Annotated in this window: 15 protein-coding genes; 14 read left to right on the forward strand and 1 reads right to left on the reverse strand. The window is 43.7% G+C overall.

Annotated elements, in window-relative coordinates; genetic code table 11:
• Positions 1-44 precede the first annotated feature (44 nt).
• The 7 genes from Q8W40_RS13810 (at position 45) to Q8W40_RS13840 (ending at position 3,849) form a co-directional block, all read left to right on the forward strand.
• The gene (locus Q8W40_RS13810) at positions 45-911 is read left to right on the forward strand and encodes a hypothetical protein (protein WP_305397955.1); all 867 of its coding nucleotides are present in this window, start codon (positions 45-47) and stop codon (positions 909-911) included.
• Between the two features lie 4 nt (positions 912-915).
• On the forward strand, positions 916-1,122 hold the full coding sequence (locus Q8W40_RS13815) for a hypothetical protein (RefSeq protein ID WP_101114644.1): 207 nt from the start codon (positions 916-918) through the stop codon (positions 1,120-1,122).
• Between the two features lie 49 nt (positions 1,123-1,171).
• Entirely contained in the window at positions 1,172-1,579 is a 408-nt protein-coding gene (locus Q8W40_RS13820) for a structural protein P5 (protein WP_305397957.1), read from the forward strand.
• The gene (locus Q8W40_RS13825; protein ID WP_305397959.1) at positions 1,579-1,983 is read left to right on the forward strand and encodes a hypothetical protein; all 405 of its coding nucleotides are present in this window, start codon (positions 1,579-1,581) and stop codon (positions 1,981-1,983) included. Before Q8W40_RS13820 ends, Q8W40_RS13825 begins: the two co-directional genes overlap by 1 nt.
• A gap of 491 nt (positions 1,984-2,474) precedes the next feature.
• Positions 2,475-3,104 carry a hypothetical protein gene (locus Q8W40_RS13830; protein ID WP_305397961.1) on the forward strand — a complete coding sequence of 210 codons (630 nt, stop codon included), beginning with the start codon at positions 2,475-2,477 and terminating at the stop codon, positions 3,102-3,104.
• Positions 3,105-3,114: 10 nt separating this feature from the next.
• The gene (locus Q8W40_RS13835; protein WP_305397963.1) at positions 3,115-3,414 is read left to right on the forward strand and encodes a hypothetical protein; all 300 of its coding nucleotides are present in this window, start codon (positions 3,115-3,117) and stop codon (positions 3,412-3,414) included.
• 3 nt (positions 3,415-3,417) lie between these two features.
• Positions 3,418-3,849 (forward strand): protein-export chaperone SecB, encoded by a 432-nt coding sequence (locus Q8W40_RS13840; protein WP_305397965.1) that lies wholly within the window; start codon positions 3,418-3,420, stop codon positions 3,847-3,849.
• 25 nt (positions 3,850-3,874) lie between these two features.
• Here the strand turns inward: Q8W40_RS13840 and Q8W40_RS13845 are convergent, their stop codons facing one another.
• Entirely contained in the window at positions 3,875-4,936 is a 1,062-nt protein-coding gene (locus tag Q8W40_RS13845; protein WP_305397967.1) for a site-specific integrase, read from the reverse strand.
• 106 nt (positions 4,937-5,042) lie between these two features.
• Here Q8W40_RS13845 and dusA point away from each other — a divergent pair, with 106 nt between their 5' ends.
• The 7 genes from dusA to Q8W40_RS13880 all read left to right on the forward strand — a co-directional run bounded on the left by dusA (position 5,043) and on the right by Q8W40_RS13880 (position 12,006).
• Positions 5,043-6,047 carry a tRNA dihydrouridine(20/20a) synthase DusA gene (gene dusA / locus Q8W40_RS13850; RefSeq protein WP_305397969.1) on the forward strand — a complete coding sequence of 335 codons (1,005 nt, stop codon included), beginning with the start codon at positions 5,043-5,045 and terminating at the stop codon, positions 6,045-6,047.
• Positions 6,048-6,227: 180 nt separating this feature from the next.
• Entirely contained in the window at positions 6,228-6,437 is a 210-nt protein-coding gene (pspG, locus tag Q8W40_RS13855) for an envelope stress response protein PspG (RefSeq protein ID WP_101114652.1), read from the forward strand.
• A 93-nt stretch (positions 6,438-6,530) separates the two neighbouring features.
• Positions 6,531-7,196: a TIGR04219 family outer membrane beta-barrel protein gene (locus Q8W40_RS13860; RefSeq protein WP_305397971.1), complete on the forward strand. Its 666-nt coding sequence runs from the start codon at positions 6,531-6,533 to the stop codon at positions 7,194-7,196.
• Positions 7,197-7,341: 145 nt separating this feature from the next.
• The gene (locus Q8W40_RS13865) at positions 7,342-7,572 is read left to right on the forward strand and encodes a hypothetical protein (RefSeq protein ID WP_101114654.1); all 231 of its coding nucleotides are present in this window, start codon (positions 7,342-7,344) and stop codon (positions 7,570-7,572) included.
• 120 nt (positions 7,573-7,692) lie between these two features.
• Entirely contained in the window at positions 7,693-9,516 is a 1,824-nt protein-coding gene (locus Q8W40_RS13870) for an assimilatory sulfite reductase (NADPH) flavoprotein subunit (protein ID WP_305397973.1), read from the forward strand.
• Positions 9,516-11,234: an assimilatory sulfite reductase (NADPH) hemoprotein subunit gene (cysI, locus tag Q8W40_RS13875; RefSeq protein WP_101114656.1), complete on the forward strand. Its 1,719-nt coding sequence runs from the start codon at positions 9,516-9,518 to the stop codon at positions 11,232-11,234. Before Q8W40_RS13870 ends, cysI begins: the two co-directional genes overlap by 1 nt.
• A complete protein-coding gene (locus Q8W40_RS13880; protein WP_126607141.1) occupies positions 11,227-12,006 on the forward strand; it encodes a phosphoadenylyl-sulfate reductase in 780 nt (259 codons plus the stop codon). Before cysI ends, Q8W40_RS13880 begins: the two co-directional genes overlap by 8 nt.
• The last annotated feature ends 668 nt before the right edge of the window (positions 12,007-12,674 follow it).

Consider the following 12,674-nt stretch of genomic DNA (forward strand, 5'->3'; position numbering starts at 1 on the left):
GCAGCATTATCCCGCCACCTGTCAAAATTGAGTTTCCCGAACAAGTGGCGCTCAGCAGTGCCATTGATGGCAACCGGACCAGTGTCGCCGCCACCGAAAAAGGCGTGGGGGATGCGTACCGCGCGTTAACCAGTGCCGATGATTTGCTCAGAGACCAAAACACCTACGCTAAAAAGCTGATAGGGCGCACGGCAGCGGTCACCAAAGCCGATGCTATCGCCGAGGCGAACGCGTTCACCGAAACCAAATTCGACGAACTGCTCGGAGACGGCACCACCGCCGCGCTCGATACGATTGTGGAATTAGCAAGGGCGTACGAGCAAAACGCCAGCTACATCACCGCCATTCAAAACGCCATAAGCCAAAAGCTTGGCAAAGGTGAAAAAGCAGCGAACACCCACTTGTTTGATGGCAAGACCTTCGATGATGTGATTGCCGCCGCGCGAAACGGGTTATCACCGAACACACACCGAGGCATCACCAGCAGCCTGACCAATAGCAGCACGTCCATATCGCTGTCGGCGCGAGGCGGGCGCGATTTGAAAAATACGCTTAACAGCTTAACGCAAGATGTCACCAACAAAGACACGGCGCTGCGCAATGAGCTCACCCGCATCGAACAAAAAGCGGATGATGCGGAAGCGAATCGGATTCATAGCGGTACGAGTGTCGAAGATGAGGTATTTCCTATCGGTCATACATTAACCGCCACTATCCGTGGCGGTCCTATTCTTGGCAGTCTTCATGTCAACAAGTGGCTGACCATTAGGCGTATCCCCGACTCTAAAGAGCCATATAGGTACGATGTGGTACATCCCACTGTTCATACCATGGCGGGAACTTGGGCATTTCGTGGGTTCACTGGGGAAAAAGATTCTCAGGTTTACGGATTATTTCAACGTGTGAGGTAACAACATGAAAGTGACGAATTTCCCCAAATGGGCAGATCCAAACGGCATCGCTTTGATATTGGAAGTGACCGAAGACAACGAAACCGTGTTTGATTTTGTGGCGTACGCCAACGACTGCGAGCCACAAGGCAGAGCTCTTTTCCAACGCGCTGTGTCGGGCGAGTTTGGCGATATTCAGCCCTTTGATGAGCCTGAGCACGATGAACACTAAACATCTGTTACTTATCACCACATTCATTTTTATAGGGGGAGCCCTCACCATGACCAGTAAGCCGCGCGGTATCCGCAACAACAACCCGCTCAATATTGAGTACAACAAAAACAACCAGTGGACAGGGCAAACAGGTGTTGAAGTGCTTGGGCGTTTTGCCACCTTCTCCCACATGAAATACGGCATTCGTGCGGGGGCGAAACTCATCAACAACTACATGACTCGATACGGCTTAGTGACCGTGTTCGACATCATCAACCGCTGGGCACCCGACCATGAGAACCCAACCAATGTTTACGCCGACACGGTCGCGGCGAGAATAGGTGTGGGCGTCAATCAAACGCTGACACAAGCGCACATTCCAAGCCTAGTGTATGAAATGATTAAGTTTGAGTGCGGCGTGTACGTTGACCGCGCCCTCGTGATGGAAGGCAGCCGATTAGCGGGGGTGGCTTAATGGCATTCCCTCTATTGGGGGTTGCCACCCTCATTGGTGATTTTTTCAAAGGCAGAAGTGAAGAGCGACAGCAAAGCGCGGAAATTAAGCGTGAGCTGCACAGTAAGCGCCTTGAGAGTATCCGACAAGGAAACATAAGCGCTAGTGACTTAGACGCCCTCAGCGTGAAAACGCGGGGCTGGAAAGACGAGTATTTACTGATTCTGACCACCATCCCCGTATTGCTCTGCTTCATTCCTGACTATGCCCAATACGCCTACGCGGGCTTTGATGCATTGGAACAAGTGCCGGAATATTACTGGTATCTGTTGGCGGGTATTTACATTGATACCTTTGGGTTTAGGCGGATGCTGAGAAACACATTCGAAAAATGGATAGAAAAAAGGCTAAGCGGGACACTATGACAGACATCTTGCCGATAATTACGGATTTAGGGCTCAAACCGACCGAATTACTGATTTTGTTCATGCTCTGGCAAAACATCAAGAACACGCGCAGCATATTGGACAAGCTAGTTGAAAAGGTTGGGAAACTTGAACTTAGGTTGTACTCAGAACGAAACGCCAGCTTAAAAATACACGAAAAAAAGTGAAGTTGCTCGAAAGCTCATTAATGACGATTTACTCATAGGGTAGTGAGTGGGCATACTCCGTTTGTCCCCATTACGTTCCTTGTAAAAACTGTAAAGGGGATATAAAAGGAGCCGAAAGGCTCCTTTTATATATTCGGCTAGAAAGTGGGGTAATTGCGAAGTAAATGCAACATGACGTAAACATTTATCTACGGTGAAATAAAAATCACATCCTGAGACTCCAATTTAATTGATGTTGCTTCAACAACCTGATATTTTATGCGTCTTGTTGCGTTGTGGCTGATAACTAAAATATATTTATAAATGAAAATGATATACGGTGTTCATGGGACCAGTTTTTCTAGAGCTGAGTTAATTGAAAATAAAGGCTTCCAACAAGACAAATTTTCTGCTGGTCGGCACGGGAAAGGTGTATATCTTTGGGCTTATGACCCTGAACGACCAGATACACATAGTCGAGCGGAATTATTAGGCAGACATTGGCATAATATGCGTTTCGATAAAAATGCTTATAAGGACTGTGTGAAGAAAAGTTGTGCGGTTCTCTCTTGTCGTTGCAAGGTACTATTGCTCGATCTAGAGGCCGCAGAGAACTATCCCACACTTAGAGCATTTATGGAGAAAATTAGTTCTCGTCTTAGTGAAATGGTTTGTCCTGCTAAAGTGTCTAAAACAGACTTTGAAAATATCAAAGCAACTAAAGCGTATGACCTCTTTGTTGAAATGAAAAAAGAAGAGGATGATGTGGCATATAACGCTATTCACGTTAAAACAAAAGCGCCGCAGTCATATGTTGAACTGGTAACATCACAACGTAGGAATGCTCCTAGTTGGGAAGTTCATACTCAAGTTACACTTGATAGTTGCTATGTTATACATGATACTGATGTTGTGGAAATCTTAGAAAATAAGAATTACCCACCTATTAATTAGGAGTAAATAGATGACTGACAAGTTAGATATTCTGGCTAGACTGGATGCTATGTCAGATGTTGAGTTATTCGAGCGATTGGCAGGAGCCAGAGATTATGGACTAACTGAGGTACTCGGTTCATCCGAAGAGTTTCTTGGTCGCCATCGCATTAAACATACATATTGTCCTGATGAGCAAAGGCTTTTATCTTTCTCTGTAGCTAAAAAGCAGAAAGGTAGTAGTCGTATGTATCTCCATATGAGTCGAATAAAAGAGGCGGGCATGAGCCGCCTCAATTTTTTCAATGATCAACTTCCTTCGTGTGCTTAATTCATGCCAGAACAACACCCAATTCAAATAAAGTTTGTTGATTACATAAAACTTTATATCGAGAAAAACGCAAATACTACTATTGACTGTGTGCCTAACTGCGGTGATTTTCAACTTCAGTCGGCGCATAGTAGTTTTGATGAAGAATCAAATGAGATCTGGGTCAAGGTCAATTGCAAAATTGGCTTCAATGATGAAGATGAACCAATCGAAGATGCTGATTTTTGGCTAGATGTATCACTAGAAGCTTGCTTTTCTGTCGATATAGAGAAATTTAGTCGTGCAAGCCTTCATCACTGGGCTCATAACAATGCAACTATGGTTCTATATCCGTATGTTAGAGAGTCCGTTGCATCTCTTACAGGAAGAGTATTTACAAAAGAACAGGCGCTTCTTCCTTTACTCACTGTGCCAATAGTTCCTCAATCGAAATAAGCTCCGTATAGGAGCTTATTTACTTTTATTTTTCATGTAATTTATGTGGGAATAATTGTGTATAAACCTGCCATAAAATATTTAGGTTCCGATGTCCCGTAACCTGAGCAACCTCTTCAATCGAATACCCTTTTTCAAATAATCTACTGGCACCCTCACGTCTTAAATCGTGATAGCGTAAATCCTCAATACCAAGCGAGTTTCTTACTCTTTGAAATCCTGCTGTAACACTGCGTGAGTTGTACGGGAAAATCAGAGTGCCGTTTTTAGGTTGTCTCATCGCAATATCAAATGATTCAGCAAGTAACGGAACAATCATATGATTGCCTTGTTTCTTTCTAGGATCTTTTCGGTCACGGACTAACACCGTTTTGTGCTCTTCGTTGATGTCCTCCCATCGTAAATTGCAGACCTCACCAATACGCATACAAGTCAAAATACTGAAATCTAAAATATCGATGAAAGGAATTCGGATTTTCCCGTTTGAGCGAAAGTCTTGGCGAGCTTTTAGCCCTTCTTTAAGCTTATCCAATTCCTCATCGGTAGGGCGTCTGGTGCGCTTTTCGCTTTTACCTATCAACCCCATGTCTATCAATACGGGAACAGCTTCCTCAAATACAGAAAAGTTGGCGTTGATATCAAATACAGGGCTCGCTTTCTTCATCACCGAACGAAGGTAAGCAATATCATGATAAATAGTGACGGGTTTTGCTCCTGCTCCCTTACGGTTTCTACAGTGCTCTATGATGTCGCTAGGTTTTAGTCTGTTGCTCTCAACATTAGCTATGTCACAGTCTCTCAGCATGCGGATCACATATTGTTTTGTGCGACCCGTTCTATCCCATAAATCCCTGTCATTCATGTACATATCCAGTAGTACGTATAACGGTACGGATTTTTGAACTTCTGGTGTAGGCGATTCAAGCTCACTGACCTTTTTTAGTGCATAGGTTCTAGCGAATTCTTTTTTCCTGAATGTTTTAGATTCTCTATGTATAATCGCCGAATTCTTTTTAACGATGATGTCTGCTGTAAAGCGAAATTCTCCGCTTTTTAGCTGGCGTTTTTTTATGCTGAATGATGCCATTGTCCTACTCTTTTGATGCGTACTATATGCGTACCGATAAGAGAAATCGGGAGCAATTCTAGCAAACTAGTGTATATATATACAGTACCCAGATTAGTAGTAAACCATGATAAAACCTGAAAACTCTAGCAAATACGCACTTTCTCGCTTTTCCGTTGCACCCATGCTCGATTGGACAGATAGACACTGTCGTTACTTCCATCGCTTAATGTCGGATAACGCACTTCTGTATACCGAGATGGTGACAACGGGCGCGATTATTCATGGTAAGGGTGATTTCTTAGCGTACAGCGAAGAGGAACACCCTGTCGCATTGCAGTTGGGTGGTTCTAATCCGGCAGATCTTGCAACGTGTGCGAAGCTCGCTCAAGAGCGCGGCTACGATGAAATCAATCTAAATGTGGGTTGCCCGTCTGATCGTGTTCAAAATGGTCGTTTTGGTGCGTGCTTGATGGGAGAACCAAACTTGGTGGCGGAATGTGTTGCTGCCATGCGTGAAGTGGTTGATGTGCCTGTTACGGTAAAAACACGTATCGGTATTGATGACCAAGATTCTTATGAATTCCTCACGGACTTTGTTTCTACGGTTTCTGAGAAGGGTGGTTGTGAGCAATTCACCATACATGCCCGTAAAGCGTGGTTGAGTGGATTAAGCCCAAAAGAAAACCGTGAAATTCCTCCTTTGGACTATCCTCGCGCTTACCAACTTAAAAAAGATTTTGCACATCTGAATATTGCGGTGAATGGCGGAATCAAAACTCTGGACGAAGCGAAAGAACATTTGCAGTATCTCGATGGTGTAATGATCGGCCGTGAAGCCTATCAAAGCCCGTACTTGCTAGCTTTTGTTGATCAAGAGTTGTTTGGTTCTGAAAAGCCAGTTAAGAAACGCTCTGATATTGTGCGCGAAATGTACCCCTATATAGAGAAAGAGCTATCGAATGGCGCGTATCTAGGTCATATGACGCGTCATATGCTCGGATTATTCCAAAGTATGCCGGGTGCTCGACAGTGGCGTCGCTACATCAGTGAAAACGCTCACAAGAAAGGGGCTGGGCTAGAAGTTGTCGAGACAGCGTTAGCTAAAATCCCTGCTGAATTGGATGTGTAAAAATCGCCACCTGTTAGCTAAATTGACCATAATTAGAAATATGAAGCCTTGAGTTAGCATTCAAGGCTTTGTTGTATTTACTTGTTATAAAAGGAAAAAAGAGTATTTTTCAAAAGTTGGTCTGCTTCCTGCAATAACTCAGCTATATAGTTGAAAGTAAAAATACAAAAGGGGCAAACAATGATTGAACTGCTATTTGTGTTGGTATTTCTGGGTGTGTTGTTTTTTACTGGCGTCACCCTAGTGTCGATTTTCGCAGCGGGTGCCGTGGCTTTCGCAGTCATGTTAGTGTTCGGAATGATGGGTATGGTATTTAAGTTATTGCCTTGGTTAATTGTATTGGCAATTGCTTGGTGGTTCTTCCGTAACAAAGTGTACTGCCCGCGTTAAAATTGAGTCAGCCCTGAATGAGATGTCTTTTCGTACAGGGCAATTATGATAGTATCCCCATGTGTTCATAACTGACGGGTGGGGCTTCCTTCCATGAAAAATCGCGTTTGTGCGGCTTTGTTCTCTTCTTCTTTATTAATGTGTACGTTTTCTTCTTACGCGGAAACGGACTTTTCCGTGAAAGTATCTGGCGATGCGTGGTCGGCAAAAACGGCTTATAAGCATGATGCCGAAACTATTTTAAATAGTGACAGAGAAACCAAGTTCACAGGCTCGTTAGCGCTAGAGCACAATATTGCCTATGTGCCAAATTTTAGAGTTCGCTTTAGCCCAGTAGAAATGAGCTATATCAAATTCAATAAAACGGATTTTACTTTCTACTACGATCTGATTGAGCACGATCTTTTGCATTTTGATGCCGGTCTTACGGTTTCCCAATACGCGAATGGTGTCTACTCAAACCCTGTTGATCCAACGCAGGACTTCAATAAAGTTCTTTTTAGCTGGTATGCCAACGCGGCGATTACTATTCCTGAAACAAACTTTGATGTAATTGGTGAGTTTGATTTTGGTAATAGTGATGGTGATAAAACTGCCGATGTCACTGCGGGTATGCGCTATCGTTTTGATTTCGAAAAAGTCGACGTGGCGATTCGAGCTGGATATCGCGTGATGGATTACCGCTTTAACATGTTTTCAGGACCGAGCGATATGTATTTAACACATGGTGCATTTGTCGGAGTCGAAGCGGGATTTTAAACATTCTCCCTCTATTCCCCTTAAATTAGAAAAGGCATATTGAGTCATATCAATATGCCTTTTTGTTATTTGTGTTAACAATCTATTTGCAAAGTGCGTATTTTGCGTCATTCTTATTAACATACTTGTTAGCACGGAACGACCCATGACGATTTCTGAACTGCGAAGCCTGTATCAAGATAATCAACTCATTGAGGCAATCATCGAACCTTCTATCCAAGAAGGAACTTGGATTGTGGAGTTTCGTCATACGCGAGGCGGCTTTATTCTTCTTACCGATTCACACGGTGAAGAGTGTCATTACATAGACTTAGATAAGGCATCTAAATCTGCGCTAGCGGTTGGATTTCGCCAAGTTCGCATTGAAGAGTACTGATTCCACCCGTTCACATCCTTTCTTACTTCCAAAAAGTTATAAAACATGCTCATCTATTCTTTTTTATTATTAAGGGGAGTGGTTAATCTATCATCACGCAATGAATAGGGATGTCGTGACATGTTACTTAAGGAACTTTCCGCCCTCGCAAGCCCACTTAACGATCAGCAAATAGGTCAATTACAACAAGCTATTTCTGAATTGTCCCCACAGCAGCTAGCGTGGGTGAGTGGTTATTTTTGGGGTATAAGTCAAAATCAACCAGCTGGTGCTGCCGCGCCTATTAATCAGGCTGCCGCCGCAGTAGCCGCAAAACCAGCCGGCAAACTGAGCATCATCTTCGCCTCACAAACGGGTAACGCGAAAGGCGTTGCAGAAGCGCTGAAAGAAGAAGCGCAAGCAGAAGGAATTGCAGTAGAGCTATTCGACGCGAGTGATTACAAAGGTAAGAACTTGGCGAAAGAAACCCACGTTATCGTGGTGGCCTCTACAAACGGTGAAGGTGAAGCACCAGATAATGCTATGGAGCTTCATGAGTTCCTACAATCTAAGAAAGCACCGAAATTACCGAACTTGCAATACGCAGTGATTGGTTTGGGTGATTCGAGCTACGAGTTTTTCTGCCAAACGGCAAAAGATTTCGATGAGTACCTGTCTAAGCTAGGTGCGACATCATTTATTGATCGCCTTGATTGTGATGTTGACTATGAAGCGCCTGCAGCGGAGTGGCGTAAAGCGGCTCTTGAAAAAGCCAAAGACATGCTTTCCGCTGGGAACGAAGCTGAAGTGGTTCAGCTTCATGCTGGCGGTCAGCCTGCTGCTGCTCACAGCCAGTACACTAAGCAAAAGCCGTATACTGCAACACTTCTGACTAGCCAGAAGATTACGGGTCGTGATTCTGGCAAAGATGTTCGTCATATCGAAATTGATTTAGATGAGTCGGGTATTACCTATCAGCCTGGCGATGCGTTAGGTGTTTGGTATGAAAACAGCGCTGAGTTAGTCGATGCTATTTTAGCGAAGGTTGGTTTGTCGGGTATCGAAACGATTGAAGTTGATGGTGAAAGTCTTTCTATTCGTACTGCGTTGATAAGCAAATACGAAGTGACGACGTCTAACCCTCAATTGGTGACTAAGTTTGCAGAATTTTCTGGCAGTAAAAAGCTAGAGAAACTGGTTGCGGACAAAGACAAGTTACGTGAATACGCGGGTAATACTCAAGTTATTGATGTGCTTGGAGAGAAGAAAACTAAGCTATCGGCGGAAGAATTAGTAGGAATACTGCGTCGCCTAACGCCTCGCTTATATTCGATTGCATCTGCGCAAAGCGAAGTTGATGAAGAAGTTCATTTAACGGTAGGTGTCGTGGAATACGGCGTAGGTGAAGAGACTCGCTATGGTGGTGCGTCTAGCTTCTTATCTCATCGATTAGAAGAAGGCGGTGAAGTTAAGGTATTTATTGAAAACAATAATAACTTCAAATTACCACAAGACGACAACACGCCAGTGATCATGATTGGTCCTGGTACTGGTATCGCACCTTTCCGTAGCTTCATCCAAGAGCGTGACAACCGCGATGCAGAAGGTAAAAACTGGTTGTTGTTTGGTGACCGTACTTTCACTCAAGATTTCTTGTATCAGGTGGAATGGCAGAAATACCTCAAGTCTGGTTTGTTGACTCAGTTAGATGTCGCATTTAGCCGTGATCAACAAGAAAAAGTATATGTTCAGCATCGAATTCTTGAGCACGCAGAGCAAATGTGGCAGTGGATTCAAGATGGCGCCTATATCTACGTGTGTGGCGATGCCACTCGCATGGCGAAAGATGTCAATGATGCATTGGTCTCTGTTGCAAAAGAGCATGGCGGTTTAAGCCAAGAAAAAGCAGAAGAATTCATTAACGATCTGCGTAAAGCAAAACGTTACCAAAGGGATGTGTACTAATGAGTGATAAGCAAGAAGTACTAGGCGAAGTGCTCGGTCCACTTTCCGATAATGAGCGTCTAAAAAGAGAAAGTAATTTCCTACGCGGTACGATCACTGAAAATTTACAAGATCGTATCACTGGTGGATTTACCGCAGATAATTTCCAGTTGATTCGTTTCCACGGAATGTACCAACAGGATGATCGCGATATTCGTGCTGAGCGTGCAAAGCAAAAGCTTGAGCCACTGCACAATGTAATGTTACGTGCACGTATGCCTGGCGGCATTATTAAGCCAGAGCAATGGCTAGCTATCGACAAGTTTGCTGATGAACATACGTCCTATGGAAGTATCCGTTTAACGACTCGTCAAACATTCCAGTTCCACGGTGTACTTAAGCCAAATATTAAATTGATGCACCAAACGCTGAACAGCATTGGTATTGATTCAATTGCAACAGCGGGTGATGTTAACCGAAACGTACTTTGTACAACCAACCCAATCGAATCACAGTTTCATCAAGAAGCTTATGAGTGGGCGGCGAAAATCAGTGAACACTTACTTCCAAAGACGCGTGCTTACGCAGAGATTTGGTTAGATGGTGAAAAAGTAGAAACCACAGATGAAGAGCCGATTCTAGGTAGTAACTATCTACCACGTAAGTTTAAAACTACGGTTGTGATTCCACCTCAGAATGACGTAGATGTCCATGCTAATGATTTGAACTTTGTTGCAATTGCAGAAGAAGGCAAGCTAGTTGGTTTTAATGTTCTAGTAGGTGGTGGTCTTGCCATGACGCATGGTGATACATCGACTTACGCACGTCGCGCGGATGACTTTGGTTTTATCCCACTAGAAAAAACGCTAGACGTTGCAGCAGCCGTGGTAACCACTCAGCGCGACTGGGGTAATCGTTCAAACCGTAAGAACGCTAAAACAAAATACACCTTAGACCGAGTAGGTTCTGATGTATTTAGAGCAGAAGTTGAAAGACGAGCTGAAGTAAAGTTTGAAGATAGCCGTCCTTACGAGCTGACTTATCGTGGTGACCGGATTGGTTGGGCGGAAGGCATCGATGGCAAACACCATTTAGCGCTTTTCATTGAAAACGGTCGTCTGCTGGATTACCCAGGAAAACCTCTGAAAACAGGTGTAGCTGAAATCGCGAAAATCCACAAAGGTGATTTCCGCATGACAGCGAATCAGAACCTTATCGTTGCAGGTGTACCAAAAAGCCAAAAAGCGAAAATCGAAAAGATTGCGCGTGAACACGGCTTGATGGATGACAGCGTGAGCGAACAGCGTAAAAACTCGATGGCATGTGTGGCGTTTCCTACTTGCCCACTTGCAATGGCAGAAGCGGAGCGCTTCTTACCAGAGTTTGTTACGGACGTTGAAGGTATCCTTGAAAAGCACGGGTTACCTGAAGATGAGAACATCATCTTGCGCATAACTGGTTGTCCTAATGGATGTGGTCGTGCAATGTTGGCTGAAATTGGCTTAGTCGGTAAGGCACCTGGTCGATATAACTTACACTTAGGAGGGAACCGCGCAGGTACTCGTATTCCTAAGATGTATAAAGAGAACATCACAGATGCTCAAATCCTAGAAGAGATCGATCACTTGGTTGAACGCTGGGCAAATGAGCGTAACGAAGGCGAGTGCTTCGGTGACTTCACAATTCGTGCGGGCATTATCGAAGAAGTCTTCATCTCTAAGAGGGATTTGCATGCCTGATACTACAGCAACAAAGAAGCCCCAGCTTTCTGAGTTATTGTCGATGACCAAGGCGGAGCAGTCGCTGCGCCTTGCTGAATTGAACGGTTATTTAGAAACACTGACGGCACAAGAAAGAGTCGCGTGGGCTATCGAAAACTTAGAAGGCACACATGCGGTGTCGTCCAGTTTTGGTATTCAGGCTGCAGTGATGCTTCATTTGGTTTCTCAAGTTAAAGCCGATACGCCAGTCATTCTGACGGATACGGGCTATTTGTTTCCAGAAACGTATCGCTTTATTGACGAACTAACTGAGAAACTCAATTTGAATCTCAAGATCTTCAGTGCTGCAACTAGCCCTAATTGGCAAGAAGCACGTTATGGAAAATTGTGGGATCAAGGTGTAGAAGGTATAGAAAAGTACAACAAGCTAAATAAAGTGGAACCAATGCGTCGTGCATTGGATGAACTTGAGGTGGGTACTTGGTTTTCTGGTCTTCGCCGCGAGCAATCGAGTTCTCGAGCGAACTTACCCATCCTAGCTATTCAAAACGGTGTATTTAAGTTTTTGCCTGTAATCGATTGGACGAATAAAGATGTCCACTATTACCTAGAGGAAAATAACCTTCCATATCATCCACTTTGGGAAGAAGGCTATCTGTCTGTAGGTGATACCCATACAACCCGTAAGTGGGAGCCGGGAATGAGCGAAGAAGAAACTCGCTTCTTTGGATTGAAGAGAGAGTGTGGTCTTCATGAAGAAGAGAACGAAAGTGATGGCTCAGGCATTTAAATGACAACTTAGTATCGTGATAGAAAAGCTGCTTATGCAGCTTTTCTTTTTTATAGGCAATCTCAGCTGTGCGCTTTTTGTACTAAAATGAATAACTTTGTGGATAAGTTGTGCTTATTCTGGGGTAAAATATGGATAAATCAGCACTTTGAATGAAATTCAAAGAAAAGTGCGTTTTTTCCTTATTTTTTAAAGAAAAGGCTTGCCATAAAGATTAGTGTCTCTATAATGCCGCCTCACTGACACGGCAGACGCCACAAGGCTTCAGCAGTGTTGGAGAGGTGAAAAACTTCTGAGAAAATAAATTTGAAAAAGTGTTTGACTCTTCAAATTATCTCGCTAGAATGCACCTCCGCTTTGAGAGAAAAACTTCTCGAAAAGCAACGCTCTTTAACAATATAGACCTATCAATCTGTGTGGGCACTCGTTGATGATAATCCAAATAGTTTCTTCGGAAACAATTTAGGTTTCAATGAACTGAGTGACCAATACGATGATGACTTTCTTAGAAAGCAATCATTGGCACAGTCAATTCATTATCGTTCTGTTGGAACGATAATAGCTTTAGAATTACATGTTTATGTTTTCATAAATATTAGTTTTGAAGTCAGTATTCATTGAGCCGAACAAAATCTTAAATTGAAGAGTTTGATCATGGCTCAGATTGA

Source organism: Vibrio penaeicida (genome assembly GCF_030689305.1).
GTDB lineage: Bacteria > Pseudomonadota > Gammaproteobacteria > Enterobacterales > Vibrionaceae > Vibrio > Vibrio penaeicida_B.